The 25,144-nt window shown below is 47.3% G+C and carries 28 protein-coding genes and 1 pseudogene; 13 read left to right on the forward strand and 16 right to left on the reverse strand.

What is annotated here, in order from left to right:
- The gene (locus SPHMEL_RS01580; RefSeq protein ID WP_042666995.1) at nt 1–273 is read right to left on the reverse strand and encodes a lipoate protein ligase C-terminal domain-containing protein; all 273 of its coding nucleotides are present in this window, start codon (nt 271–273) and stop codon (nt 1–3) included.
- Nucleotides 274–279: 6 nt separating this feature from the next.
- Nucleotides 280–1,056 carry a lipoate--protein ligase family protein gene (locus SPHMEL_RS01585; RefSeq protein ID WP_232216708.1) on the reverse strand — a complete coding sequence of 259 codons (777 nt, stop codon included), beginning with the start codon at nt 1,054–1,056 and terminating at the stop codon, nt 280–282.
- A 68-nt stretch (nt 1,057–1,124) separates the two neighbouring features.
- Here SPHMEL_RS01585 and SPHMEL_RS01590 point away from each other — a divergent pair, with 68 nt between their 5' ends.
- Together SPHMEL_RS01590 and SPHMEL_RS01595 are read left to right on the forward strand one after the other, a co-directional pair.
- Nucleotides 1,125–2,048: a LipS2 family lipoyl synthase gene (locus SPHMEL_RS01590; RefSeq protein WP_042666998.1), complete on the forward strand. Its 924-nt coding sequence runs from the start codon at nt 1,125–1,127 to the stop codon at nt 2,046–2,048.
- Nucleotides 2,045–2,902 carry a LipS1 family lipoyl synthase gene (locus tag SPHMEL_RS01595; RefSeq protein WP_042667000.1) on the forward strand — a complete coding sequence of 286 codons (858 nt, stop codon included), beginning with the start codon at nt 2,045–2,047 and terminating at the stop codon, nt 2,900–2,902. The genes SPHMEL_RS01590 and SPHMEL_RS01595 overlap by 4 nt, the downstream gene beginning before the upstream one ends.
- Before the next feature lie 93 nt (nt 2,903–2,995).
- Here SPHMEL_RS01595 and SPHMEL_RS01600 read toward each other — a convergent pair whose 3' ends face one another.
- A complete protein-coding gene (locus SPHMEL_RS01600) occupies nt 2,996–4,435 on the reverse strand; it encodes a hypothetical protein (protein WP_042667002.1) in 1,440 nt (479 codons plus the stop codon).
- A gap of 392 nt (nt 4,436–4,827) precedes the next feature.
- Nucleotides 4,828–5,049: a hypothetical protein gene (locus SPHMEL_RS01605; protein WP_042667004.1), complete on the reverse strand. Its 222-nt coding sequence runs from the start codon at nt 5,047–5,049 to the stop codon at nt 4,828–4,830.
- Between SPHMEL_RS01605 and SPHMEL_RS07265 the strand changes: the two genes are divergently transcribed.
- Entirely contained in the window at nt 5,033–5,230 is a 198-nt protein-coding gene (locus SPHMEL_RS07265; protein ID WP_156915408.1) for a hypothetical protein, read from the forward strand. The genes SPHMEL_RS01605 and SPHMEL_RS07265 overlap by 17 nt on opposite strands.
- Before the next feature lie 178 nt (nt 5,231–5,408).
- On the opposite strand, the gene SPHMEL_RS01610 is transcribed toward SPHMEL_RS07265, so the two are convergent.
- The 3 genes from SPHMEL_RS01610 to SPHMEL_RS01620 form a co-directional block, all read right to left on the reverse strand.
- On the reverse strand, nt 5,409–5,690 hold the full coding sequence (locus SPHMEL_RS01610) for an LSM domain-containing protein (protein ID WP_012607765.1): 282 nt from the start codon (nt 5,688–5,690) through the stop codon (nt 5,409–5,411).
- An 89-nt stretch (nt 5,691–5,779) separates the two neighbouring features.
- The gene (locus SPHMEL_RS01615) at nt 5,780–6,379 is read right to left on the reverse strand and encodes a class I SAM-dependent methyltransferase (protein WP_042667898.1); all 600 of its coding nucleotides are present in this window, start codon (nt 6,377–6,379) and stop codon (nt 5,780–5,782) included.
- A 113-nt stretch (nt 6,380–6,492) separates the two neighbouring features.
- The gene (locus SPHMEL_RS01620) at nt 6,493–6,735 is read right to left on the reverse strand and encodes an endonuclease NucS domain-containing protein (RefSeq protein ID WP_232216710.1); all 243 of its coding nucleotides are present in this window, start codon (nt 6,733–6,735) and stop codon (nt 6,493–6,495) included.
- 18 nt (nt 6,736–6,753) lie between these two features.
- Here SPHMEL_RS01620 and SPHMEL_RS01625 point away from each other — a divergent pair, with 18 nt between their 5' ends.
- The 4 genes from SPHMEL_RS01625 (at nt 6,754) to gltA (ending at nt 10,756) form a co-directional block, all read left to right on the forward strand.
- Nucleotides 6,754–7,605, forward strand: a complete 852-nt coding sequence (locus SPHMEL_RS01625; protein WP_232216711.1) for a glycosyltransferase family 4 protein — start codon at nt 6,754–6,756, stop codon at nt 7,603–7,605.
- Between the two features lie 67 nt (nt 7,606–7,672).
- A complete protein-coding gene (locus SPHMEL_RS01630) occupies nt 7,673–8,011 on the forward strand; it encodes an MFS transporter (RefSeq protein WP_156915409.1) in 339 nt (112 codons plus the stop codon).
- 492 nt (nt 8,012–8,503) lie between these two features.
- The gene (locus tag SPHMEL_RS01635; protein ID WP_232216712.1) at nt 8,504–9,328 is read left to right on the forward strand and encodes a sulfide/dihydroorotate dehydrogenase-like FAD/NAD-binding protein; all 825 of its coding nucleotides are present in this window, start codon (nt 8,504–8,506) and stop codon (nt 9,326–9,328) included.
- Between the two features lie 15 nt (nt 9,329–9,343).
- Entirely contained in the window at nt 9,344–10,756 is a 1,413-nt protein-coding gene (gene gltA, locus SPHMEL_RS01640) for an NADPH-dependent glutamate synthase (protein ID WP_012607771.1), read from the forward strand.
- Here the strand turns inward: gltA and SPHMEL_RS01645 are convergent.
- The 3 genes and pseudogenes from SPHMEL_RS01645 to SPHMEL_RS07480 all read right to left on the reverse strand — a co-directional run bounded on the left by SPHMEL_RS01645 (nt 10,748) and on the right by SPHMEL_RS07480 (nt 12,355).
- A complete protein-coding gene (locus tag SPHMEL_RS01645; RefSeq protein WP_269479111.1) occupies nt 10,748–11,266 on the reverse strand; it encodes an inosine/xanthosine triphosphatase in 519 nt (172 codons plus the stop codon). The genes gltA and SPHMEL_RS01645 overlap by 9 nt on opposite strands.
- Before the next feature lie 43 nt (nt 11,267–11,309).
- Nucleotides 11,310–11,816, reverse strand: a pseudogene (locus tag SPHMEL_RS01650) (2-oxoacid:acceptor oxidoreductase family protein); the annotation flags it as partial.
- A 101-nt stretch (nt 11,817–11,917) separates the two neighbouring features.
- Nucleotides 11,918–12,355, reverse strand: coding sequence for a 4Fe-4S binding protein (locus SPHMEL_RS07480; protein ID WP_042667009.1), 438 nt, complete (start codon nt 12,353–12,355; stop codon nt 11,918–11,920).
- 181 nt (nt 12,356–12,536) lie between these two features.
- On the opposite strand from SPHMEL_RS07480, the gene SPHMEL_RS01660 reads away from it, so the two are divergent.
- The 3 genes from SPHMEL_RS01660 to SPHMEL_RS01670 are packed head-to-tail and all read left to right on the forward strand — an operon-like array spanning nt 12,537 to nt 15,488.
- The gene (locus SPHMEL_RS01660; RefSeq protein WP_042667011.1) at nt 12,537–13,244 is read left to right on the forward strand and encodes a hypothetical protein; all 708 of its coding nucleotides are present in this window, start codon (nt 12,537–12,539) and stop codon (nt 13,242–13,244) included.
- 16 nt (nt 13,245–13,260) lie between these two features.
- Nucleotides 13,261–14,349, forward strand: a complete 1,089-nt coding sequence (locus SPHMEL_RS01665; RefSeq protein ID WP_051400977.1) for an MBL fold metallo-hydrolase — start codon at nt 13,261–13,263, stop codon at nt 14,347–14,349.
- Nucleotides 14,349–15,488, forward strand: coding sequence for a glycosyltransferase (locus SPHMEL_RS01670; protein WP_042667012.1), 1,140 nt, complete (start codon nt 14,349–14,351; stop codon nt 15,486–15,488). The genes SPHMEL_RS01665 and SPHMEL_RS01670 overlap by 1 nt, the downstream gene beginning before the upstream one ends.
- A gap of 98 nt (nt 15,489–15,586) precedes the next feature.
- Here the strand turns inward: SPHMEL_RS01670 and SPHMEL_RS01675 are convergent, their stop codons facing one another.
- The 4 genes from SPHMEL_RS01675 to SPHMEL_RS01690 form a co-directional block, all read right to left on the reverse strand.
- Nucleotides 15,587–16,282, reverse strand: a complete 696-nt coding sequence (locus SPHMEL_RS01675; protein ID WP_042667902.1) for an energy-coupling factor transporter transmembrane component T — start codon at nt 16,280–16,282, stop codon at nt 15,587–15,589.
- Nucleotides 16,282–17,667, reverse strand: coding sequence for an ATP-binding cassette domain-containing protein (locus tag SPHMEL_RS01680; RefSeq protein ID WP_042667014.1), 1,386 nt, complete (start codon nt 17,665–17,667; stop codon nt 16,282–16,284). The genes SPHMEL_RS01675 and SPHMEL_RS01680 overlap by 1 nt, the downstream gene beginning before the upstream one ends.
- 112 nt (nt 17,668–17,779) lie before the next feature.
- Nucleotides 17,780–19,027 (reverse strand): phosphohexomutase domain-containing protein, encoded by a 1,248-nt coding sequence (locus tag SPHMEL_RS01685; RefSeq protein WP_042667016.1) that lies wholly within the window; start codon nt 19,025–19,027, stop codon nt 17,780–17,782.
- On the reverse strand, nt 19,020–20,147 hold the full coding sequence (locus SPHMEL_RS01690) for a nucleotidyltransferase family protein (protein WP_042667018.1): 1,128 nt from the start codon (nt 20,145–20,147) through the stop codon (nt 19,020–19,022). Before SPHMEL_RS01690 ends, SPHMEL_RS01685 begins: the two co-directional genes overlap by 8 nt.
- A gap of 166 nt (nt 20,148–20,313) precedes the next feature.
- Here SPHMEL_RS01690 and SPHMEL_RS01695 point away from each other — a divergent pair, with 166 nt between their 5' ends.
- The gene (locus tag SPHMEL_RS01695) at nt 20,314–20,907 is read left to right on the forward strand and encodes a phospholipase D-like domain-containing protein (RefSeq protein WP_012607783.1); all 594 of its coding nucleotides are present in this window, start codon (nt 20,314–20,316) and stop codon (nt 20,905–20,907) included.
- Nucleotides 20,908–20,947: 40 nt separating this feature from the next.
- A complete protein-coding gene (locus SPHMEL_RS01700; protein WP_232216714.1) occupies nt 20,948–22,492 on the forward strand; it encodes an ArsB/NhaD family transporter in 1,545 nt (514 codons plus the stop codon).
- A 19-nt stretch (nt 22,493–22,511) separates the two neighbouring features.
- Here SPHMEL_RS01700 and yjjX read toward each other — a convergent pair whose 3' ends face one another.
- Complete coding sequence (yjjX, locus tag SPHMEL_RS01705) at nt 22,512–23,102, reverse strand: inosine/xanthosine triphosphatase (protein WP_042667022.1); 591 nt, start codon at nt 23,100–23,102, stop codon at nt 22,512–22,514.
- A gap of 374 nt (nt 23,103–23,476) precedes the next feature.
- On the opposite strand from yjjX, the gene SPHMEL_RS01710 reads away from it, so the two are divergent.
- Complete coding sequence (locus SPHMEL_RS01710; protein ID WP_012607788.1) at nt 23,477–24,550, forward strand: ornithine carbamoyltransferase; 1,074 nt, start codon at nt 23,477–23,479, stop codon at nt 24,548–24,550.
- Nucleotides 24,551–24,951: 401 nt separating this feature from the next.
- Here the strand turns inward: SPHMEL_RS01710 and SPHMEL_RS01715 are convergent, their stop codons facing one another.
- Nucleotides 24,952–25,131 carry a hypothetical protein gene (locus SPHMEL_RS01715; RefSeq protein ID WP_012607789.1) on the reverse strand — a complete coding sequence of 60 codons (180 nt, stop codon included), beginning with the start codon at nt 25,129–25,131 and terminating at the stop codon, nt 24,952–24,954.
- Nucleotides 25,132–25,144: the final 13 nt, after the last annotated feature.

The raw sequence follows: 25,144 nt of genomic DNA on the forward strand, positions 1-25,144 counted from the left end.
TCACTTACACAGTGCCCTCCACATGTTTACTACTTCATTCTTTAAGGTTTCCCAGTCGACACCAATGAATAATGTGTTTTCAACGGTTTTGAAAGCGTTATCAACGCACTCAAGGTTTCTGCAGTTTTTTAAGGATTCTTCTAGTTTCTCTATGTTCTCCTCGGGGTAGGCGAAGAAATCACCCGAGAACATGATCATCCTTATTGCGCATTCTTCAACCTCGATGTCTATGCTTACTGTTTTCTCCCCTCTAAGTACTCTTGTCAGCCTCATATGGTATCACCTCTTAAATACCCACTCCCTGCTCTTATACTTAAGGGATAGTTCCTCGGTAAGCCTCAACTCGTTTTCACTGTATTCATCTATGTATATCTCGGCGTTTAATGCCTTCGAGAACCCTTTTAACAATGCCTCGGCAACCTCCTCTTTGCTGACCCTCCTAGATAATGCTTCTTGAAGCGTGATGACTCTTTCTCTAATGCTTTTCACTCCCTTAGAAACCAGTTTAACTGGGGGAGCTTTCAACACCTTCGACACGGTGTCCAGGTCTGTTGCATACATTAGTGTTCCATGTTGTAGCAGGTATCCTTTTCTCCTTGCCTGGGCGCTGCCCGATATCTTTCTTCCATTAACCACGATATCGTTGATGGGCATGAATGATGCTTCAACCCCGAATAGCTTTAATGCCTCGATTAATCCCTTGCATATTACTTCATAGCTTTCACGTACATCGCTGAAGACTCCTCTAGCGGGTGTTACAATACTATATGTTACTTCACCGTTTCTATCATGGTATACCGAGCCCCCACCACTGATCCTCCTCGTTACATCTATCCCGTGTAATGACGCATAATCCATATCCACCGATTCCTCTATTTTCTGGAAATACCCTATGGTTACAGCCGAGGGGTCGAAGACGTAGAGCCTCAGCGTATCAGGTATCTCTTCCCGCATCCTAAGATTAAGCAATGCCTCATCCATTCCCATATTGAAAAATGCCGATCCGCCATCTAGATCGATTATTACTCTAAGCCTCATGGCAGCTATCCCGGGCATTACTTTGTAACATGGTTATCTGTATTTATAGTGTTATTTTAATTTTAAATTTAAGGTGTGAAATAGCAATGTTGGTCAGGGCATCAATAGGTACGCTTGCAAAGCTCGGGTTAGCAGATATAAAGATTATTGATGAACCTAGAACAGCATACTTTCTTCAATACTCTGAAAACGGATGCCTCGGTAAATGCAGGTTCTGTAATCAGTCGAGAAGCTCGAGAGCTGGTAAAGACTGGCTTGGCAAGGTGACTTGGCCACCCGTGGAGTTAGCCACTGTATTGGATTCATGGCGGGACGTCTTCGACCGCGTGTGCTTCCAGACAATTATTAAGCAGGGATTTATCGAGGAAGCCCGTGTCTTTATACGTGAAATAACCCGAGTAAGCGATCTCCCTGTATCACTGGCTATAACACCTGTCTCCAAGAGTATTCTAAGGGAATTCAAGGAGCTAGGTGTAGATAAGCTTGGAGTAGGCCTTGACACCGTTACAGAGGAATTGTTTACTAAATGGGGGAAACCCTACGCGTGGAGGATCTACTGGAGGTTCATTGAGGAAGCCGTCGACGTATTTGGAGAGGGGAATGTTTATGTACACATCATCGTAGGTCTGGGCGAGAGCCTCAGAGAAGCCCTTGAAACCATTATAAAAATATACTCGAAGGGGGCTCGGGTCGCGTTATTCAACTACTTTGACTCAAGTAACATGAAGAGTATTGATAAAAGATACTATAGGATAATCCAGTTAGCAGTAGAGCTCATTGAAAACGGGGAAGACCCATTAGAGTACATTGATCTAGACTCCATGAGGTTTAAACAACAGCCAGGAATAGACGTCTATGAGGCATTATATACAAGGGGATGTCCCGGTTGTAATAGGCCGTTTTACACAGACCTACCCAGAGTAATATATAACTTCCCCTCACGTAAAATCCTTGAAAAACACAGAAATGAAATAATGAGAGAGTTGGAGAGCATAGGTGTTAAGGCTTGAAGTATTTCATGCATTTAAGAAAATTTACAACCGTATCTATAACGGGCCCAGCCTGCATGTTAAACTGTAGGTTTTGTAGGGGCCGCTACCTTAAAAACATGGTTGACCTAAGTAAAGGCGATCCAGGGAAAACACTTAGAGAATTATTTGAGTCAGGAGTTAGAGGTATATTGGTAAGCGGGGGATTCACCAGAGAAGGACGTTTACCAATCGAGGGATACGTTGACTATTTGAGGGATGGTAAAAGGAAATATGGCTTCATCTATAATGCTCACCTAGGGCTACAGAAGAACATTGAGCTCCTTAATTCACTCAAGAGACTAATAGATGTAATAGACTTCGAGTTCACGCTTAGCAATTACATAATAAAATACATTAGAGGGCTGAATCTCAGTGGCGACAGTTACATTGAAACCCTAAATAAAATGATTGAGGCTGGGTTACACGTTGTCCCACATATATATCTCTGGCATCCAGGTTTCACGATAGATATATTCACCAGGGAAATCAAAGTTATTGAGGAGTATGGATTAAGGGAGATCACGCTACTAGTATACATACCTGAATCAAGGAATATTGCTCTACCTAGTACGGACACGCTGATAAATAACTTACGCTATGCGAGGAAAGTATTCGGTGGGAAAATATATCTTGGATGTATGAGGCCCCACCCAGTTAAAAATAATCTGGATAAAGTTGCCGTTGAAGAGGAATTGGTTGAAAGAATCGCGAACCCGGTGCACAAGTTAATAAGCGATAAATCTGAATTATATGATGCCTGCTGCTCGCTACCGGAACACCTTTTAAGCGGCTTTAAATTAGAACTGGATCAACGGGGACAATCATCATATTGATATCTGTAGAGCTATATGAATCCTTACAAAATCATCTCCCTGACCTCCTCCCCGCCCTAAAGGGCGGGGCTTTCGGTTGTAAAGCAGATAAAGCTAAGACGTGATCCACCAGCTATAGCTATTGCTCCACAAAAGGACGGCCATCGTGACGTTCGTGCTGTCGCCGGTGTTCAGCTCCATGTACATCGAGTGATATACCACCATTGGCAGGTATCCATAAGGCTTGTTAGGGTCTAAGTATCCAAAGCTACTCGGCACGACCGTAAATAACACATCGTTCAGCCGGTCCTCAGGCCATCCCCCTCTTTCAACTATGTGTCTCACTCTGACCATACCTAAATACGGGTCTGTTAAGTCCATCCACGTATAGTATGGCGCGTTTGGCTCTGTAAAACCTGTCGAGTATTCAATAGTAGCAGAAAAGCCTATGCCTGATGAGATGGTGTAGGTTATTACCCTCTGCGAGCCGACGTTCTTACCCCAGTCGTCCAGCACTTGACCAGGATAGGCGTCAGTCTTCCAGTGTATTACGGTTTCAAATACTCTTGGGTAGTGGTTGATTGTAGACCGCCCACAAGTGGTCTGGTAACCCTTACCCGAGTGAACAGCATATGCGTAAAACACGTGGTACAGAGTGCCGATGGCCGACGTAAAGTTCCCGTAGTAATATCGGATGTAAAATGACTGGTAGCCTGTGAGTTCTCCACACACTCTCCCCCTCGTGTAGTTTGTGATCCAGCCAACGGTGCCCAGCGGAACCATGCCGCTAGGCCCCTCCTTAATCGACGTTGATGGAACAAGGTCTCTAGGCAAGAGAGGCGCGAGCCTGGTGAACACGCTGTCGGGTAAGTAGGCCTTCAATACGAAGATCACCACGCTGGCTGCGTTGTTTTCGTCCAGGTTTTCAATTATTACAGTGCCCGGGGGCCTCGTGTAGTAGGCCACGGCATCCGCGCTAACTACCGCTGGGTGCAGTCTGCAACCACCGGGCTTCTCGCCTTCTCTAGGTTGCCATAGAGCCTCGTCGCTTGGGTCGCACACTATTACCGGTTGGTAGGTCTTGCCGTAGACCTGTGAGAGTACTTTGAAGACTGAGGCGTGAGCGTCTAGCACTAAATGGTCCCGCGCCTTTGTATCCTTGTTGACGAGCACGATTATGTAGTTGGAGGCTTTGTCGAGCAGCCTTGTAAGCACGTAGTAGTAGTTTAGGGGCTTGAGTCCCGCATCCCGCGTATTGATTACTACGACTGAGTTGTCCTCAAGCTTAGTCGCTCTTGCTAAGCCCTCTTCTAGCGGTATATAGGTGAGCTGTATGCCCAATGACTTGAAGAGTCGCTGTACACTACTCGGGATGCTTCCAACAACGTAGAACTTAACTAGGCTGTTTATCCCCAACAAGTCGTAAGACCGCGACCCTCCAGCAACCGCGCTACTAAATGTTTGAACGTGGTACCCGTAAAGTACTGGGGCGATTACGAGAACGGAGATCAGCAACGCTGCTGTTAGCGCTACGTGCTCGGCCGGCTTTTTCAAACGCGGACCCCCTATCATACTATCTTTTTCCCCTTAAAAGCATTGTTCTACCTCTGTCTCAAATTTCCGTGCACCTATTACTAATTTTAGATTAAGGTGCCTCTAGGCGGCACGGTAAATCCGAGGAACACGTTTAGGCTCCGCCCGGTTCACGGCTCGGAGATCGCCTACGAGAACGGGTCTAGGGTTGGGAGGTGCACTAGGGGCGGCGAGTACTGGCACAGGGACGTGGTAGCTGTGTGGAACCTACTCAGAGCCCCGCGGGGCGGTGGGCTCGACCGCCGCCAATGAACCCACACGGGTACCCAGAGCCCTGTGGGCGAGGCGGATGTCCCTAGATGGGATCACGGACTCGTATAAAATGATTGGAGTGAACATCTAGGGGCAAACGGCTACGAGGCTGTGAGGAAGTCCTGGATCCTCTTTCTTAGCTCCTCAATTCTCTTGATCGTGTTGAAGAGGGGCCTGTGAGCTAGGATACTCATCGATGCGGCTATAGCTGTTGTCAGCGCGAGGAAGCCTATGATGAAGATGTAGCCGGTGCTCACGAGAGTTGAGGCTGCCTTGCTGGCTTGCGCTATGACAGGGTTTTCAACGGTGTTTGTCTGGGTCACCGTCATCGTCTGCGTGAGCGTTGAGTTGTGCCTGACCGTGATGGTCTGCGTCAGGGTCGACGTCACCGTGGATGTCAATGTGGTTGTGGCGGTCGTCGTCTTCGTGACCGTGAACGTGGTAGTAGTCGGAGGGAACGTGACAATGTTCCCGGAGGGCGGGTTTACTGTGACCCCTTGGTAGCACGTCCTCGGTGGGGGTAGAAGACAACGATCCAGATACTCGGGGTGTTGGTGACGATCGGATGAAGTAGGAGACACCATGCTGTGCTAGAAAACCCTTGGTCATTTCAGCATAATCATTAGCTAGGATGAAAATCTCTATCCTGCTGTAATATTTCTCCATAATATTCTTTCCTTAATCACAGAGTAACCTTGTCTGGTGCCACTTGTCCATAATTGGTGCTGATGAACTCCACGTGACTGCCTCTTATTATTATCTTACCATATCTCGAAGTTGGTCTACCATCACCACCATACTCTGTACAGTCACTCAACACTATATTCATCGTGGGATCTATTAAATCCAGTGTTCCAACATACTCGATGCCACCTTTGATCCTTACAAGCACTACTTGTCCTTCAGCACTCTTCAATACCTTTAGAGGTGAAGGCGGTCTATAGCCCTTGGACACGTTGCTCATGAATATACACCATGTATTACTAGTTTAATACAATGGTGTATATAAACTTAGTAGTCTTTAAAAGTATTTTCCAGTGGAGATAACGCCCATTATCCACTGCTTGCCTTATTTACTGGTTTACACGTGTAGAATACATCTATGTGGACAGCAACCTCCTTGAAGCATTTGTTTATCGATGAGGGAGGAATAGTGTTATGCTTTAAATGTTTAGAGACCACTATTAACCCGTTTTCCTTGGTCACCCTAATAAACTCATTAACGGCCTTCTCCTTATCAGCTATATTGCCCCATGTAGTGATCGAGACAACTATATCGATGCTTGAATCCCTAACCGGTATCTCCTCAGCGTAACCTACTACTGGTATTACACGGTGATCAATGTTTTTCTCAGCAAGTCTCTCTATCATACCGGTGCTCGGGTCTAAACATATATATCTCCTATATTTATCGATGTTATTCTCCCCGAGATACTCTAGTAATAGCCCTGTACCGCATCCTGCATCGAGTACCAGGGATGAATCTAGTTTTCCATTAACTATTTCAACTAATACACTATACTTACTATACTGCTCGCCGCGATATAGTTCATCATATGATGAAGCTGTTACATTATACTTCACCACATCATCTAAACCTCTATTCATATCTGAATCACGTAGCATGGCATCGTTCTTTATTTTCTCCCACATAATCCTCAAACCTGTTTTCTACCATAATCTAAGATGCTCTTTCTATATCCTTTCTTAAGAGCCAGCCTATATAGTTCTCGGAGATCCATGAGTTTATACTCTAGCTGTAGTCTCTACAAAGCCTCTATGGCTGAGGGTGAGAATGATGGCGCGACGAGTATACCCCTCGGCCTCCTACCGTATTTTGCCTCATATGATTTCACGTAACCGTATAGCTGGAGAACAGCTTCCCTCGATGCGGGAACCCTTTTTAACTCGACTATAACTGGGCGGCCATTTCCATCTACCCCATATATATCTGCTTGACCGGAACCAAGCTTCTTCTCATCCTCCAGTATCCTGAAGTTAGGTTCCACTAGCTCTGGAAGAAGCTCATGAAGAGCCTAGGCGAGAGTATACCCCCGACAGTCATGGGCCACATGAGCCACTACCAGCCCTCCGACTCTCTCAGGTACTCCCTCGTAGAGAGGACCTACAGGATGGCCTGGAGCACGACAGCACTACCGTCCATCTTCAAGGCCAGCTCGATGATCATAGTTCTCACCCCCCTTGAAGCTGAGGAGATGGTCACCATGGGCGCCTCACCGGACTTCATGCACTTGTTCCCAGGAGGCCTCGACGACTTCGCGGAGCTCGTGGACAGGGCTGATGCGAGGTCTTTCAGGGAGAAGTACGGGATACCCGAGGACGCCAGAGTAGTCGCCTACTTGGGGACTGTCGAGTACAGGAAGAACCCCCTGGCCGTTGCAAAGATCGCGAGGCATTTCAAGGACAGGCGGGACGTCTTCTTCGTGGTAGCTGGTAGACTGGGAGACCAGTGGGAGGAGGTGAAGAGGGCTGTGAGAGGCCTGAGGAACATTGTGTTGATAGGGGAGTTGAGGGACGATGAGAAGGTGGTGCTGGTCAAGACCTCGTACCTGAACATCATAATGTCGCTGATGGAGGACTTCGGTCTCACACAGCTCGAGTTCATGTACGGCGGGGTCCCAGTGGTGACCTCGGCGGTGTACGGGCAGAAGTGGTTAGTGAGGAACGGGGTAGACGGTGTACACGTCAACGGCCCCGACGACGTGAACGGCGCGGCGAGCGCTATAGAAGCGCTGTTGAAAGACGAGGAGAAGTGGAAGGAGATGTCGAGAAACGCCCGCAAGAGAGCGCGTGGGTTCCTTTTCAGTAAGTTAATGAGAGAGCTCGTAGAAAGGGCCAGGGCCGCCCTGGGCAAGTAGCCCCCTTTACTTCCGGGCTAACCGTTATTTACTGGGGCGGACAATACAAGCGGGGGGAGGGCATGCTTTGAGGAGGACTCTGCTGGTCTTCATCTTGCCGAGCCTAGTGTCGCCAATGGCCAACATGGTCTATGAGGGTGACAGGAGCGTCAGCGGGGCTTTCCTAGAGTCGCTGAAGACGCCGCAGGTCATGGTCAGCTTGATAGGCCTCGGCGAGTTCGTGGGGACGTTGCTCAGGTTCCTCAGCGGCCTCCTCGCAACCTACATAGGCTCCTCGGCCGCGCTGTGGGCTCTAACGGTGACGGGCTACGCCGTGACGTGCCTGAGCATACCCCTCCTCGCGTTCACCATCTCGTGGGGGAGGCCATCCTGCTCTACACCGTGGACAGAGTGGGTAAGGGGCTGAGGACGCCGGCCAGGCTACGGCAAACCTCTCTCAGTGTAGCGGACTCGACCACGACGTAGTACTCCTTCCCGCTCGCACCGACCTCCACAGCCCTTAGGAGGGCTCTCAGCTCCTCCACCGGCATACACTTGAGTAAGTACTTGAGGGCCCGGCTCAACTTATCGAAGTCGGCTGTAGGAGTGAAACGCCTGTACTACCCGCGGAGCGATATGGTCACCCTCTTCTGCCCCGTTACCTCCACAGCCGAGACGGGGGCTCGGCAACGAGACGACAAGTAGTCGTGGAGGGCTTTCACGACCAGTTCTTTGGCTTCCGAGACCAGCTCCTCGCAACACTCCGAGCTCACCGCACACCCCCTCACCCGCTACTACACGGCTAAGCCCTACCCCGGACTCGAGAGCGCGGTGTACATAGCCGAACGTCTACTACATATTCGTTTATATATCCTTCCAATGGTAATTGTTAGGTAGGTTAAACGAAAGGGGTGTTAACATGTTCCGTGTGACAATGAAGGAAGACCTGAACGAGCAGGACTACTACCTTGAGGTGGAGAGTCCCCACGTCTCCAGGCACTGGAGGCCAGGCCAGTTCGTGATAATCATGACCCACGAGAGGGGTGAGCGCGTCCCCATATCGGTCGCAACTATTAACGGTGGTAGGGTGGGGATGTTCATTAAGAAGCTAGGAAAGACCTCGGTTGAGCTCTACAGAGATTTCAAGGTGGGGAGCTCGCTGTACGCTGTAGCGGGCCCTCTAGGTAGGCCCCTGAAGCTGGAGAGCTACGGGACAGTCGTGCTGGCGTCAGACGCTGTCTGCGGCCACGCCGAGCAGCTGGGTCTCGCCCAGGAGCTCGCCAAGCTGGGCAACAAGGTGATATCGATCCAGACCTTCAAGACCGAGAAGGAGGTGTACCCCGAGAAGTACTTGGCCAAGAAGTATGTTGACGAGTACTTCATAACTACACTAGACGGCACGGCCGGGTATAAGGGGCACTACATCGACTTACTGAGGGAGCTCTTGGCTCGCAGGGAGGTGAAGGCCGTCTTCGCCGGGGGTGCGCTGGCCAACCTCAAGAAGCTCGCCGAGGCGACGGCGGGGCTGGACGTGAGGGTCTACGCTCTCGTTAGGACGATAATGGTGGACGGGACGGGGATGTGCGGGTCTTGTAGAGTCAGGTACAACGGGGTGATAGCCTACGCGTGTAGAGACGGCCCCTGGTTTGACGCCAGGCTGGTCGACTGGGACGACGTCCTGAGGAGGGACGCGAGGTTCAAGAAGGTCGAGAAGATCGCACTGGACAAGTACCTGGCGAGGTGAGCTGTCTTGTCCCGAGTGGTCAAGAAGAGGTTTACACCTAAGGTCCTGCCCGTAAGCGAGAGGCTGAGGAGCTTCGGCGAGGTGGTCTTGGGCTACGACTACGAGACTTCTGTTAGAGAGGCCTCGAGGTGCCTCCGCTGCCCCCTCTGGTTCGCCCCATGCTCGAAGGCGTGCCCGTTGAGGGTCAAAGTCCCGGCCTTCCTAGAGTACATTGTCAAGGGGGACCTCGAGGCGGCCGCCAGGAAGGTCTACGAGGACAACCTCTTCCCCTCCATAACGGGCAGGGTCTGCCCCCAGGAGTGGTTCTGTGAAGGCAACTGCGTAGTCTCCAAGATAGGCGAGAGCGTCTCCGTCGGCCTCTTAGAGAGGTACGTCGGAGACTACGCGAGGGAGAATGGACTGGACGAGAAGATCCTGGCCGAGATGGTCTCTAAGAACAGTGGGGTCAAGGGAAGGGTAGCGGTGGTAGGCTCGGGCCCCGCCGGGCTGTCAGCGGCCGGCTGGCTTAGGTTGAGAGGTTATGAAGTCGTCGTATACGAGGCCCTCCACAGGCCTGGGGGTGTGCTGGCGTACGGGATACCCGAGTTCAGGTTGCCCAGGAGCGTCCTAGACCACGAGATCAAGAAGGTCGAGAACCTAGGCGTTGAGATAAGGCTGAACCACGTGGTGGGGAAAACCGTGCTGCTGAGCGAGCTATTGAGCGAGTACGACGCCGTCTTTATTGGCAGCGGCGCCGGTACACCCAAGCTACTCAACATCCCGGGCGTCGACTTGAACAACATCTACACGGCTAACGAGTTCCTCACCAGGGTCAACCTGATGAGGGCGCACCTCTTCCCAGAGTGGGACACACCGATCAGCGTCGGGAAGACCACGTTGATAATCGGGGGAGGTAACACCGCCATGGACGCGGCGAGGGTAGCTCTGAGACTGGGCAGCAAGCCGGTCGTCGTCTACAGGAGGGACAGGGAGGACATGTTGAAGACGACTAGGAGGGACGAGGTGCTGCACGCGGAAGAGGAGGGCGTGGAGTTCAAGTACTACCTGCAGCCGATCGAGTTCCTCGGCGACGAGAACGGCTTCGTTAAGGCTGTGAGGTTCGAGGTAATGGAGCCCCTCAACGAGCTCGACGAGAGGGGCAAGAAGAAGATCGTCGGGACGGGTAGGTACGTCGAGATCCCCGCGGACACGGTGGTTATAGCGATAGGGCTGGAACCCAACAGGTTGCTCATGGAGGAGAGCGGGCTGAGGTTCAACGAGGACGGGACGATAGCCGTAGACGACCACCTCATGATGAGCCTGCCCGGCGTGTTCGCGGGGGGCGACGCTATAAGAGGCGAGTCGACGGTCGTCGAGGCCATGGCAGACGGGAAGAGGGCTGCGGAAGAGATAGACCTGTACGTGAGGAGGAAGAAGGGACTAGCGTAGGGCACTTTTCTCGTACAGCTCTCTATTGAGTATTTTTGTCAACACCATCAGGGTGGTCAGCCTCGACAGCTCGGACCTCACTACGACGTGCCTGGTCAGGAGCGAGATGAAGCCGATCTTCTCCCCTATGTTCTCCGTCTTGTAGAGGTTGTCGACGATCTCCTCCAGCTCCCTGAACCTCCCTGACAGTATCTCGTCGACGAACCACGTCGGGACTGGGAAGGAGGGGAAGAACCCTAGCGACTCCCCGAGCTCCCTCGAGATGACGTACGCGGCCTCGATGTCGAAGTAGGTCGAGCCAAACCTGTAGAAACCCGCCTCGATACCCGTGCTGAAGTCGCAGTCCCCGCTCATCGCCAGCCTCGCCCGCAGCTCCGCGCCCCTGACGATCACGTCGAGGCCGATCGGCTGTGGCGGCAGGCCGGTCTCCACCTTCACTGCTCTAACGTCGGAGACGGGGGAGTAGCTCTGGAAGGCGCTCACGACCCCCCGCACCTTAGACGGGTTCACGCTACCTATGTACAGCCTGATCCCCAGACACTACCACCCGGGGTCAGGCGCTCTTAGCCCTCTCTGCGTAGAAGGCCTTGTCCAGCTCGTAGGCCTTGACAGAGACCTCTCCCGCCCTCCCCGGGAGCACGCTCTTGATAGCCTCGTACACGACGTCGTCGGCGAAGAGGCGTGCGTGCGCGTTGAAGACCCCCAGCATAACCATGTTAATGGCCCTGGCCGAGCCGGCCCTCACTGCTAGGTCCCTGGCGGGGACCACTAGGAGCTTCTCGCCCACAACCTCTTTCAGCGACCTTAGGACGCTCTCCATCGCTCAGGCCGGGCTAGGGCTGAGGCTGGCGCTGACCGGCGGCTTGTACTCGTCGGCTGCGAAGACAACTCCGGTGTCGTGGAGGTACCTCGTAGCTCGCACAGTCTCGAAGAGCTCCAGGCCGATGATGTAGTCCGCCTCGCCCGGACCGAATATCGGTGACTGGGCGTCCTCACCGACTCTCGCGAAGCTGAGAACGCTGCCGAACCTCTGTGCCATCCCCAGCGTCTCTCCGGTCCTCGCGCTGAGCCCCTACCTCACAGCGGCCACGGCCATTATCCTCGACAGCGTCAGCCCGCTCTGCCCGCCTACCGAGGATATGAGGATGTTGAACATCCTGCTCAAGCCCCACCCACCTCGACTATAGCCTTGTACGGGCAGAACCTAGCGCACAGACCGCAGCCTGTGCAGTCGTCCTCCACGATCTTCGCCTTCCCGTCCTCGATGTAGAGTGTTGGGCAGCCAGTCACGTTGACGCACGCCCTGCAACCCGTGCGCTTGTCCTCTATAACCTCGTCATCGGTCCAGACCTCTATCACTGATGTCTCTGGTTGCCAGTTAACGGGTGAGTATCCTTGGGGGCGATGTACTAGAACGGAGCCATCCTGCTTTATAATCAGTATCCTCTCACCGTTTCCAAGCCTAGATGCACTTCTACCCTCGTACTCAATGCTGCATTCGCCAATAATAATAACTACCCTCCCTTCAACTATGGCCTTCTTAATTACACCGGGTAAAGTATTTAAGTCGGGTTTTTCCCATACAAGTAGATCAGCCATATATACATCACCATTTCACTGGGCTTACTAACCAGTATCACCCAGCATCGATCAGGCAATATTTCTCCCATGGTTTAAGGGTATTTTAGGACTGGTGAATGATCGCTCTAGGGAAGTGTTTTAAGGTATAAGGTATCTTGATATAAAGCCGGCATAAATAATATATTCTCAGGTTTAAACCATGAGTGGAGATAGTAAGAGAGAGATAAGGATATTGATAAACGAGGAACTCTATAAGAGTTTAGAGAAGAAGGCTTTAGAGCTAGGCTTCAAGGATGTCTCAAGCTACATCATTGAAGTACTTTCCAGGGAACTATTATCGATGACCGAGAAAACCGGGGCGGAAGAACTAGAGAGGATGCGTTCCCGCCTCGAAAAATTCATCCAGGATGAAATCAATAAAGGCTTGGCACCCCTTGAAAACATGAGGCGCCAGCTGGCTGAGCTGATTCAAAGAGTTGACGAATTAGAGGAAAAGATAAAGAGTATTGAGGGTAAGGAGGGTGCTAAACCGGGTGAGACACGTGGTGAAGGTAAGGTTGGCAAACCATATAAGACCGGGATAGAGAGGCTCCGCGAGGACAAAATAGTGTTTGAAAGCATGTTACCAGCTAGAATACAGCGTGACAGGCTTTTCTCATACTTCGAGAGAATGGGGGCTGTGGTACTTCATTTAAGCAAGGAGAGAATCGCTGTCGACAGCGAGTTTTGGAATGAGTTCAAGGAGAAGCTGTTTAAAGAGGCCAAGACTAATACCGAGGAGGACTTGAAGAAGATACTTGGTGAAAAAGGATATTTGCTCTGGAAAGCCTTATATGAGGATAACATGATTCTATATGACTCTAAGACCCGTAGTTGGAAGCCTGTCTCAGATGAAGTAAGAAAGTAAGCGGGGATACTGGTTCATGCTGTCTACAGGTAACTATGCCAGGCTACTTGAATCCATTAATATACGGGAGAACGGTGCCATAATACTGGGTGAAAACATATCGATTGATGGATATGCCGAGAAACCAGTTAGAGTGATTACACATGCCCATGTAGATCATTTAGGGGGTTTGGAGGAGAGTATCAAATACTCTAAGATGATAATCGCTACATCAATCACCCTGGATCTAATTGAATCCCTTAACTACGTTGATAAATATCTACTACCATACTACAGGTTAAAGAAGAAGCCATTGAACTATAAGGAGTGCCTGGTCATTGATGACAACGAGACCCTCTGTCTGTTTCAGGCATCCCACATCCCGGGGGCTGCACAAGTGTACGTTGAGTACAGGGAGCTTAGACTTGGCTATACAGGTGATTTTAAACTTGACGGCAAAACACAGGTGATGAAGGATCTGGATGTACTCGTGATGGAATCAACTTATGGTAACCCTAATTATAGGCGGCCATTCAAGGACGGGGTTCCAGAGTTATTCGCGAGCCTTGTTGAAGAAGGCCTCTACCGGTATAAAAGGGTCTATGTATACGGGTATCATGGGAAAGTACAGGAGGCAATGATAATTCTAAGGGAGAAGGGTATTGAGGCACCATTTATCCTACCCTCCAAGATATATCATTCGACAAGGGTGCTGGAGAAGTATGGGATTAAGATAGGAAATTATATACATGAAGAAGATATGCTCCGCGGGCTAAATCCTGGGGAGAAAGCAGTTATTTTCAAACACATGAATGTAGCTGAATATAGGAGACTCGATGGAAGTGCGCTGCATATTGTTCTGAGTGGGTGGGAGTTTAACAAGCCCTTTAGAAGAATAGACGACTACACGTACCTGGTAGCGTTGAGTGATCACGCGGATTTCGATGACTTGGTGGAATATGTTAGAAGAGGTGAGCCAAAGCTCGTGGTTATTGATGCTTCAAGGGAAGGAGATGCTTGGAGCCTTAGGAATGCCTTGATCGAGGCGGGGTACTGTGCCATAGTCATGCCAAGCGCGAATCCATTGGAGCAATTGAACAAGTGTAGTGGGGGAACGAGTACTTAATGACTTATATTCTAATAAGGCATCACATGTTCAATACATACCTAATGGGTCCCGGCGGCTCCGAGTACGTTACACTAGAAACAGCTATAGCTTTTACGGAGAGGGGTTTTCCAGTATATATAGACTCCGTGACACTAAACACCCCATCTAAGCTGAGGGAGCTAGCGGATCACTATGGTTTAAAACACCCCGAACTAAGATTAATTGGGATAGGTGATCCAGAGGGGGATCCCTTACTCACCATAAATACCAGTGGCGATATATTGTCCGGGCACAGCGACGTACTCTACCTACATTACCCATCGTTTCTCAACCATGATATCTACTATCCTGGCTTAAACGGTATATTTAATCTAGTTGGGAAAACATATTCACTATTAAACTCGGTGATCTTCCCATTTATGATGAAGAAGATTAAGATATACATAGCTAACTCTAGTTTTACAGCATCATTCTTCAAGAAATATTATAATATTGACCCATATGTGATCACTCCGCCAGTGAATATAGATGACATAGTGAGCGAGCCCTTGTTAGTAAGGAATGAGAGAGAGTACATAGTCTTAAGTATCACACGTATAAGTCCAGAGAAGCATGTCGAGAACATCCTCTACGTGGCTAGGAAATTCAGTAGAGAGAAAAATAAACCACGCTTCGTCATCGCTGGAGCACTCTCTAAATATAATAGAGATTACTACGATGAACTCCGTGAAAAAGCATTTAAGAAGGGAATAGATGATATAGTCGAGTTCAAAGTAAATATCTCGAGAACGGAGTTAGTGGACTTGTATAGAAAAGCCATGGTATACATGCATCCAACACCTAGAGAACACTTTGGAATATCGATCGTCGAAGCAATGGCAGCTGGGACACCCGTTGTGATACCGATAGACTCAGGTAGCTGGGTGGATATAGCTTTGGGCAATAGGAATATTGCAGCACCATATGGAAACATCGATGAGGCCTTTATTCAGGTAAAGACACTTCTCGAGAATGAGAGGCTATGGGCGTATCTAAGTAAGAGAAGTATTAACCGGGCTAGAGAGCTGGATAGACATGTGTTCCATGACAAACTATATTATGCTCTAGAACCATTGATACTGAAGCGATGGGGAGGAACCGCGAACCTGAGGAAATGATGAAGAAGAGCCGAACCCGACTCGCTTAGTGAAACAGTTAAGGGGTTTCACGGATTAAGTGTTCAAACTAGCATGCTTGACACAGGCGCTGTGTAAATCTACCCGGGAATAAATGCCGCCATGATGTAAATCATGAGTAAGATGAGTAGAAGTATATCCAGGATATTTACTTCGATATGCCTGTATATGGTTGAACCCCTCAAACCCTTCAACTCGGCGCTTATGCCTCCCCATACAGCTCGTTGATAGCTTATTGAGAGCAACGGCGTTATTATGGAGGATATACTGCCGGGAGATATGGGGACTCTTCCATACCCCCTTTGCTTACGCATGAATAATATCTCATCCAGGTCCTGCTTTATCAATGGTAGGGATCTGAGGGCGTAGAATATCGGTAATACTATGTAATATGGGAGCCCGAGTTCCCTTGCTAACCCTCTAGCGATCTCGCTACTACTATGGGTTAATGCTAAGACGCCTCCCCCGCTAGCTATTAGTAGTAGTCTCAGTGCAACCACCATGAATTCCTCCAGTGCATGTTTTCTAATAATTATTGGGCCGGTCTCCACAACAACCTTTCCTATGTTCGCGAAAAACAATGCGTTCACGAATACGCCGATTAACCCAATTGAGACCAATAGGATTAGGTAGAGGACTCTCCTACCACCATATATGAGGCAGATAACGATGCTGATTACCGATGACATGATAAGCCATTTGGGGTTTCTAATTATGAATGCCATGAGGGTTATTATTGTAGCGTAGATGAATGTTGAGTATACATGCGGCTTCATCAAGGGGTAACACCTATTTCCCTATACATTGATTCGACAACGCGGCATTTCTCCTCCTCCACGACATAGTTATTCCTCATAACATACACTCTATCAGCTACATCAGCGAGGAGCCGTGGATCATGCGTGCTTATTATCATTGAGCGATTCCTCCTTAACTCGCTAATGGTTTTAACCAGGTTATTATACAGTGTGTAATCAAGCCCTGTAGTTGGCTCATCGAGGAGGAGGAGATCTTTACCATATGCATATGATATAAGCAGTGATAACCATCGTCTCTGGCCATGGCTCAGGCGGAGTGGATGCAGGTTTTTCACGCTTTGGAACCATGGAAACATGGAGATGATGTTCTCAGTCATTAAACCTGTTCTACGTACCACATCCCTCACCTCCTTCTCAACACTACTATGAATAAACACGAGATCAGGGTTCTGTGGCTTATAGAACATTCTTATATTTCGTTTCACTATCTCTCCACCCAAAGGCTTGAGGAAACCTGCTAGTGTTTTAAGGAGAGTTGACTTGCCCGATCCATTGGGTCCAACTAAAGCCACCACCTCTCCCCGCCTCACGTAGATGTTGATGTTCCTCACTAAGGGTTTACCGTACCCTATATCCAGTCCACGTGTCTCCAGGATTACTTCGCCAGCCAATGTGCCACCATTTTTACAGGGTGGCGGTTTCTCATAGTCTAATACATCTATCTCGTTGAGCGGTATTATTCTCTGCTTAATTAACAAATAGTTTTTATCGATGACATCTATGAAATAACCTTTCTTATGCTCGGTGAGGAGTATGGAACAGCCCTTATTCTTCCTCTCTATGATGAGTTTTCTAATGAAATTTATTCCCTCAGGGTCCAGGCTGGCTGAGGGCTCATCAAGTAGTATTATCCCGGGGTCATGTACTATTGAAAGGGTTATTGCTAAGCGTTTCTTCTCACCTCCTGATAGATTCTCCACGTGTTCATTAGCCTTATCCAGTAACCCCATAGATTCTAGAATATTGGATGCTTTCCTGCGAGCCTCCTCATAGCTGTATCCCCGGGCCTCCAGCAGTGCCACTACTTCATCAAGCGGGGTGGGGTAGATGATTTGTCTCTCAGGATCCTGCATCAGGAAGCCAAGTTTCCCCGGTAAGCTAATATAGTCATTGTAACTCAATGGGTTTAATCCACCTATGTCTACACGGCCTTCAACCACACCGTTAAAGAAGTGTTTGAGCACCCCGGTTATGCTGAGGAGGAATACTGTTTTACCAGAGCCGGAGGGCCCTGCGATTAAACCAGCCTCACCATTACTGATCTCAACCTTGCTCTCAACCAGTATCGGGTTGCTAGCATTGTATCCAGCCAACCTTATCTCTGCATATATATAGTTATCCATTAAACCTTCCCCATGCACAACAATAATAATTTAGCTACTTGATTTCATCTAGTTGCTTGCATTACCTATTCGAATATATTATATTCGATATTGATTAAGTTATTGATAACATTTATGGGTTTCTCAACTGCTCTACGAACTCTATATACGAATCCATCTCCGGGCTATAGATGTATGTACGTATTACTTTATCCCCGGGTATTCTATACCCCCATAATGTCTTAATACATTCAGGATTGTTGTTACATGCAGTTGATACATCTTTCCCATCTTTTAGAGAGTGGGACAGGAGGTTCCTAACATTAGCTACTTCCTCATATACCTCCTTTCTTTGAATGCTGAAGGCCTCGAGTAATTGCATGAATGCTATTAATGCATCATACCCTAGGCTGAACAACGGAGTTATAAAGTCTCCTCTGCTATTCAATGCTAAAACAGGCCTCTCTCTTCTAACAACTTCTATGAGCTTTTCTTCATTCTCAACTACTTTAACCTGGTAACCCTTATTAATCATGTATTCTACTATTCCCGGTAAGACATACGTGTCGACAACTACATTACTGTTTACTGGATACCTGGTTAATATTGCTAGAAGCACCTCCTCAGGTAGCAGGAACCCTATATCCTTGATATAGACAGCCAGCGCGGATGCATCTATATTGAATACCACGCCTAGATCAGACTTTAAAGCCCTCGTGGATGCCGCAATCTTACTCATCTCTTTTATATATGGATATGTTTCTATGTTTCCCCTACCACTACTCATCAATGTGTGCTCGAGTTCTAGTAGTGAGAAGAGCCTTCCAAGTATCTCTCCTGATGCACCGTATCCGTGGCTTGCTACAATCTTTAATCCTGTGGCCGAGATCTCATCGGACTTGATGAAGCTGATCAATGCTGAGGTATATAGTTCATGCATGTACTCGGCATAGTTAACCCATCCGATTTCACCTACCCCTTGACCCTCGGTTTTACCCTGTGTTAGTGCTATTATGTCGATTATCTCTTTTCCAACTAATTCGTAACCTGGAGCCTTATAGAGTCTTATAGTTATGTAGCCGGGTTTCCTAGGATTTAAATGTATATTGAAACCCCCTTTCGCTCCAAATCTCTTCATGCTGAAGGAGATCTCGCCGCTTACAGCCTCGTGGAAATCCATTATATCGCATCCAACACTCATTAGTCCAGCCGTTAAAGCCCTCTTAAACATCCTGGAGACAGGCCTGACATCTCTTCCACTTACAACCAGTGATCTCTTACCGAGTAACGAGCCAAATACCGCTCCAAGCATGACAACATCATCTAGCTTGATATCGACTAGTGGTTCTCCTGTTATTCTTCCATCAACGTATTTAAGCATAAGGCGGCGTCACCTCTACTGGCTCTATGTTTTTCTTAGAAATATCCCCTCTTACATGGTTGCCCGTGCCGATCACTGAGGCCATCATTCTCGTGTTTTCGGCTACCTCTACATTGTTCATTATTATTGTATCATATATTTTCGACCCCCTTCTAATTATAGTGTTATGCCATATGATGCTTTCCCGTATAATAGATCCGTGTTCCACTTTTACGTTATCCTCTAGTATGACGTAGGGTCCGATGACCGTATCATCCTCTATAACGACATTCCTACCTATATAGACTGGAGGATGTACCTCACCCTTCACCAGGGAGGATTCATGCATATAGATGCCGGGCGAGATCTTTGGTGCTCCCGGTTCAAAACCAGCTATTTCACCATCGAGGAGATCCCATGCCACGTTCCTATATGTTTCCAGTCTACCAACATCGTTCCAGTACACATTATGCTTCAAAATATAGCCTTTAACCTTGTATCCATTTTCAATCAAATAGGGGAAGACATGCCTCCCAAAATCCAGTAGACCAGGGTTCTTCTCGAGGATCTCAAGTATGTGTTGGCTGAGCACGTATATCCCGGTGTTGATGAGGTTCTCGTAGGCCGATAAACTCTTCCTCCTGTAATATGCTATATTCAGCAAGTATACCTCTATGGATAGAGGTTTCTCAATAAATAACTGTATATCCCCCTGCTCGTTCAAATAGACTATGCCGTATGGTAGTGGGTTTTCAACCTGTTTAAGCGCTATGGTTGCAACAGCGTTTGAAGACTCATGTGATTCATAGATCTCTCTATAAACAATATTACATAATGTATCACCCATTGTAACTATAAAGGATTCTTCAAGGATGCCGTCGAGTAATCTTATAGCGTCAGCTGTATCCTTCGAATCAAGCAGCATGGCTCTAACATATGAGTGATCCTTAAAGTATGCCAATATCTGGTCACCAAGGTAGCGGGCCACAATGATTATATCTTTAACGCCGTGTTTACGTAGCCATTCTGTAATGTATTCTAATATAGGCTTGCCTGCTAGAGGTATCATGGGTTTAGGAGTGATCTTGGTTAAGGGGTAAAGTCTTGTCCCAAGTCCTCCAGCAAGCACCACTGCTTTCACTCATACCACCTAGAAAGGACTGAAGCAAACAGGGACATCTCCCTGAACCTACCGCATATCTTCTGAAACCGGTAAAACATTATCAGACCTCCTTTTCTAGTAAGATAAGATTACATCGAATATTTAAAACTTCTAGAGATAGTTAATAAAGGGATCGGGTGGGCCCATGAGAGCCGTTGCAAACCTATTGATAGTCTTCATACTGGGGATGATTATCGGGGCGTCTATAGGTGTGTATGTTTATTCAAGGTATTTCCAAACCGGTGGAAGTGGTTTGATGGTAAATAATACTTGTTCACTCAATCTATTATTGGATAGAGAGTACTATGACGCAGTATTGAGGACCCTGGGCGGCGCTAATAGAAGTGTATACATAATGATGTATGTCGTGAAATATGATCCAAATGAGAGGGGCGATCCTGTAAACATTCTACTGGAAACGCTGGAGAAGTTAAAGAATAGAGGCGTAGATGTGAAAATAGTTGTGGATGATGAAACCTATAAATCATATAAAGATACAACGATTCGTTATCTTCTATCAAATAATATACCTGTAAGGCTAGATGAGTCTTCAGCTATAACAACTCATACTAAAATGGTGATTATCGATAATTCCACAGTAATACTTGGTAGCCATAACTGGACTGAGTCGGCTTTAATGAATAACCATGAGGCGTCAATAGAGACTAATTGTACAAGTATAGTTTCTAAGGCCCTCTCATATTTTGATAATATATGGGCTGGTTCTAGAAGTATTTAGTGACAAAGATAAGATAAATTTAATAATTATGGTAAGGTATTTGTTAGAAGAAAGTATGGTGATAGTCTTGAAAACCATGATTAAGCTTACCATCTATATAGCTGTAATATTTTTTTTGTCATATCTGTTTGTGAGCATGGTACATTTAACTGGGCCTCTCGGGAGTAAAATAACCGAGGTTGTAACAGAATATAGGGGTGCTCCAGTAAACTTAGATAGTGAATACGCTGACCTTTCACAAGCTATTACGTTAACAATATTCTTTACTGTGATAGTGGTGACGATCATAAAGATGGAGTGGCGTGTAGCAGCCGCTATTTCGGGCATAGGTATACTGGTGATGAGTGCTATTGTGCCGCCTCAGGACCTGGTGGTTAAAGCTATTGACTGGAGGCTACTATTATTTCTCATAGGCTCAATGACGTTGGCAGGTGTACTCAGGGAGACAGGGGTTTTCAATAGGCTCGCGATTTTACTGTTGAGTAAGAGTGAGTCATCGCTTGGATTACTTATGCTTCTCGGTATTTTCTCAGCTGTATTAAGCATGGTTCTCGACGAGGTGTCAAGCATCATCTATGCTGTCATGGTTGTTCTAGAGCTTAAGAGGGTAATGAGGATAGATTTAAAGCCGTTAATAATATTCGCCGTGCTCGCTACAAACACTGGCAGCATAGCACTACCGGTGGGTAACCCTATAGGTGTATACATCGCATTTACAGCAAATGTAGCGGTCAGCGAGTTCATAGTAAAATGCCTTACGTTATCACTGCTGGAGCTTATGGTTCTAGTACTACTTTTCAAGCTAGTGTTGAGGGATTATACAAAGGCGCTCGACCAGGAACTGAAACAATCTAAGGAATTAATAAGCAAGTTAAGTCTTGCTAGAACAATCGATGTTTCCAGAATCGGGGTCAAGCGTTTTAAGACAGGCGTCTTTATACTAATATTCTTCGTTGCCCTGGTAGTCTCAAGCGAGCATCTTGCCAATTTAATGAGCATACTTACGGGTGTCAGCATTGACCCACATGCATTACTGGCTTTCATCCCGTTCTTCTCTATAGCAATGGCGATATTCATAACTGATCCGTCCAGCATAAACAAGTTGATTGAGTCGGCTGTAGAGTGGCCGACGATGCTGTTCTTCATCGCCTTATTCATTCTATCATACTCGCTTAGCTATACTGGTGCTATAGCGAAGATAGCATACGTTATCGCGTCGGTCTCGAGTCTAAGCGGCTTTGAGGGTAACGCCATTACTGCAAATATATTGTTAATAAGCTCCGCAGTGTTAAGTAGTGTACTAGATAATCTCTCTGTGATAGTGACATTAATGCAACCTGTTAAAGTACTCGTCCAGCTGGGTTTAAGTAGGGTATCGTACTTCTCCCTGCTCTATGGTGGAGTGTTTGGAGGCAACTATACGCCGATAGGTTCTACAGCTAACATAGTTGCTGTCTCTATGGCTGAGAGAGAAAAAATGGGGATTTCATGGAGTGAATGGCTTAAGATAGCTCTTATATCAACAACGATACAAATAATTATTGCTGTAGTATGGAGTGACCTATGGTTACTAATAGAATATTAGGCATCACCTGGTTTATGCTTTACCGTGTATCTTTTCCCCTAATATAGAGGTCCTCGTTTATAAATGGTATTAAAGCCATTAATGTAGCCATATAGCTTAGATCAGAGCGGGTGACAACGTTCTTCGTTAACACACCTATAAAGCCTCCCCTATCTCCAATGTTCTCGGTGCCATAGTATTCGTTCACTACATCTTCCAGCTCCTTCCTACTGCCATCAAGTATTTTCTCAGCGAATAACCTGGGTATCTTAAACGCTGGAGAGAATCCTAGCGAACCCACACCATCCCATCTCTGAATCCATGCTGTTTCCAAGTCATAATATTCTCCATTGATTAGTACCCATCCAGCTTCGATGCCGACACCGTAGCTACAATCCCTGAGCTTATCCATGGCATGGAGAGCCCTTCTCCTAGCCCCATCTATAACGTTTTCCAGGCCTATTGGTTGTGGTGCAAGATTGATTGATGGATTAATATACTTAACTTCAACCTCGTTGAAGAACCTCTTAAATGCATTGGTTACCCCCCTGATTTTAGCTGGGTTCCGTGTGCCAATACAAATAACAACCCTATTTTCACCGACATAGCTTCTTATGGTTTCAACGCTCATAGCTGTTCACACTGAGGCTCGGTATTGATTCATGCAGCGAACATAATATTAATGTATATTAATGTTCCCAGCCAACTATTTAACCGAGTAATCCAGGCCATCCTTATAACTCTTCATCAGGTCCAGGACTAGTCATCATGGCTATGCTTAGGTCTGTACCATACCACCTTCTTACCCCTAGATGTGCATAATCTCATTAATTCATTTTTATTCGTAACCTTCAGGGATAAGCGGGAACAAGCTACTTAGAGAGACAAGGTGTGGAACCCTGGCACTGTTATCTATCCCACTGGTTGTGGGCTCTCATGATTAAAATTTATTAATTCAACCAGATAATACTTATGGATCAATAAATCTAGGTAAGTGAGAGTGGTATGGGAAGACATAAACCCTGGTTCGTTGGATATCTAAAAGGCAAGGATTGGCTCTCTAACTATGACTATGATATAGACACGATATTCAAGGTTCTACAGGCCGCGAAAGAGTTGAAACAGATGTATCATAGTGGTGTTAGAAAAGTAAATTGGCTCGAAGGGAAGATGCTGTACCTGATATTCTATAATAAAAGCCTGAGGACGAGGAATAGCTTCCAGACTGGTGTGTATCAGCTGGGCGGGCAGGCTACCTATATTAGTCCTGACCAGGTTTATGCCCCCACACTACCTGAAGACATGGTACCATATCAGACGGAGGCTATAAGTGATGTAGCGAGGGTTCTAAGCAGGTATGGGGACGGCATAGCTATAAGAATATATGGTGATGCCGCTAAATGGGTAATCGGGCGTGGACATAGAATAATAAGGGAATTCGCTAAGTGGGCTGATATTCCAGTGTTAAACATGGAGGATGACGTGTGGCATCCATTCCAGTCGCTAGCTGATGCACAGGCAGCCCTTGAAGCACTAGGTTGGCCCAGGGATCTTAGAGGCAAAAAAGTCGTCGTGAGCTACGCATATAGCGGTGGGCTGAAACCATTGGCTGTACCACAGGATGTGGCAAGCATGTTCGCACTGCTTGGTGCAGACGTGTATGTGGCCCACCCACCAGGCTTCGAGTTAATGGATGAAGCAATGCAGATAGCTAAGAAATATGCCGAGCACTGGGGAAGCGAGTTCAAGATCGTCCACGACATGGATGAAGCATTCGAAGGTGCGACAATAGTCTACCCGAAGGCCTGGAGCCCTAAAGGCTTCTTCCCACCATACAATAATGTTGTAGATAAGGATGGGGCTAAGGCATACCAGGATAAATTCAAGAACTGGATTGTAACCATGGAGAGGCTTGAGAAGGCTGGTAAGCCATACTACATGCATTGTGGACCAGCTGATAGAGGACAGGAGGTAACAGACGAAGTTCTAGACAGCTATGAGAAGAGTCTGTACTTCGAGGAAGCAGAAAACAGGCTCCACGTCCAGAAGGCAGTTATGTCGATGGTTATGGGAGAATAGGGGTTCAGGTCTCATATAGGTTTGATATAAATTAGTTTTATCCCTTCATTTTTGTTCCCCTACATCCCTTTTTGGGTTTACATTTGGCTTGTGGTGTTCACGGGTACACCGGAGCCCCGTACATCTTGAATTAAGGGATTTAAGGAATAGATTCATGCATGTCACCCTATTCCTGTCTCCGGTGAACCCGTGCTTCGGGTTCTTGAGGATCCTGCGGTCTTCTCGAATCAGCCTCGCCCCCTTATCCCGGGTGTTTCGGGAAGATGAAACACCTACACGGCAAAAATATATGCAATAATAATACCAGAGGAACAGCATCAAACAATATAAACCAACACCAACAACTATAAAAACCTACTAAGTAGATCCAGGAATAAACCCTATGATCACGTATCAGCTAATCATTGCTTAGCCTGGTTTTTTAACCGTTTATATAGTTCCTCTCTATCTACTTCAGCCAGCTCCTCAAGGCTCATGTTTTCAAGGATGACCCTTGCTATCTCTCTTAGAGATGGATCTAGGTCTTTTAATATATTATCGATTACCTGTTTCTTATCCTTCCCAGGCCTATATATACTCATACCTGGTTCACTA

Origin of the sequence: Desulfurococcus amylolyticus Z-533 (genome assembly GCF_000513855.1) — an archaeon.
Taxonomy (GTDB): domain Archaea; phylum Thermoproteota; class Thermoprotei_A; order Sulfolobales; family Desulfurococcaceae; genus Desulfurococcus; species Desulfurococcus amylolyticus.

Bases quoted from the DNA above. Each gene is read 5' to 3' on its own strand.
- SPHMEL_RS01685 (WP_042667016.1), bottom strand. From the start codon at position 19,027: ATGCTTAAATACGTTGATGGAAGAATAACAGGAGAACCACTAGTCGAT.
- SPHMEL_RS01670 (WP_042667012.1), top strand. From the start codon at position 14,349: ATGACTTATATTCTAATAAGGCATCACATGTTCAATACATACCTAATG.
- SPHMEL_RS01675 (WP_042667902.1), bottom strand. From the start codon at position 16,282: ATGAAGCCGCATGTATACTCAACATTCATCTACGCTACAATAATAACC.
- SPHMEL_RS01695 (WP_012607783.1), top strand. From the start codon at position 20,314: ATGAGAGCCGTTGCAAACCTATTGATAGTCTTCATACTGGGGATGATT.
- SPHMEL_RS01590 (WP_042666998.1), top strand. From the start codon at position 1,125: ATGTTGGTCAGGGCATCAATAGGTACGCTTGCAAAGCTCGGGTTAGCA.
- SPHMEL_RS01710 (WP_012607788.1), top strand. From the start codon at position 23,477: ATGGGAAGACATAAACCCTGGTTCGTTGGATATCTAAAAGGCAAGGAT.
- SPHMEL_RS01625 (WP_232216711.1), top strand. From the start codon at position 6,754: ATGAAGAGCCTAGGCGAGAGTATACCCCCGACAGTCATGGGCCACATG.
- SPHMEL_RS01580 (WP_042666995.1), bottom strand. From the start codon at position 273: ATGAGGCTGACAAGAGTACTTAGAGGGGAGAAAACAGTAAGCATAGAC.
- yjjX (WP_042667022.1), bottom strand. From the start codon at position 23,102: ATGAGCGTTGAAACCATAAGAAGCTATGTCGGTGAAAATAGGGTTGTT.
- SPHMEL_RS01660 (WP_042667011.1), top strand. From the start codon at position 12,537: ATGAGTGGAGATAGTAAGAGAGAGATAAGGATATTGATAAACGAGGAA.
- SPHMEL_RS01610 (WP_012607765.1), bottom strand. From the start codon at position 5,690: ATGAGCAACGTGTCCAAGGGCTATAGACCGCCTTCACCTCTAAAGGTA.
- SPHMEL_RS01635 (WP_232216712.1), top strand. From the start codon at position 8,504: ATGTTCCGTGTGACAATGAAGGAAGACCTGAACGAGCAGGACTACTAC.
- SPHMEL_RS01615 (WP_042667898.1), bottom strand. From the start codon at position 6,379: ATGTGGGAGAAAATAAAGAACGATGCCATGCTACGTGATTCAGATATG.
- SPHMEL_RS01680 (WP_042667014.1), bottom strand. From the start codon at position 17,667: ATGGATAACTATATATATGCAGAGATAAGGTTGGCTGGATACAATGCT.
- SPHMEL_RS01715 (WP_012607789.1), bottom strand. From the start codon at position 25,131: ATGAGTATATATAGGCCTGGGAAGGATAAGAAACAGGTAATCGATAAT.
- SPHMEL_RS01665 (WP_051400977.1), top strand. From the start codon at position 13,261: ATGCTGTCTACAGGTAACTATGCCAGGCTACTTGAATCCATTAATATA.
- SPHMEL_RS01585 (WP_232216708.1), bottom strand. From the start codon at position 1,056: ATGCCCGGGATAGCTGCCATGAGGCTTAGAGTAATAATCGATCTAGAT.
- SPHMEL_RS07480 (WP_042667009.1), bottom strand. From the start codon at position 12,355: ATGGCTGATCTACTTGTATGGGAAAAACCCGACTTAAATACTTTACCC.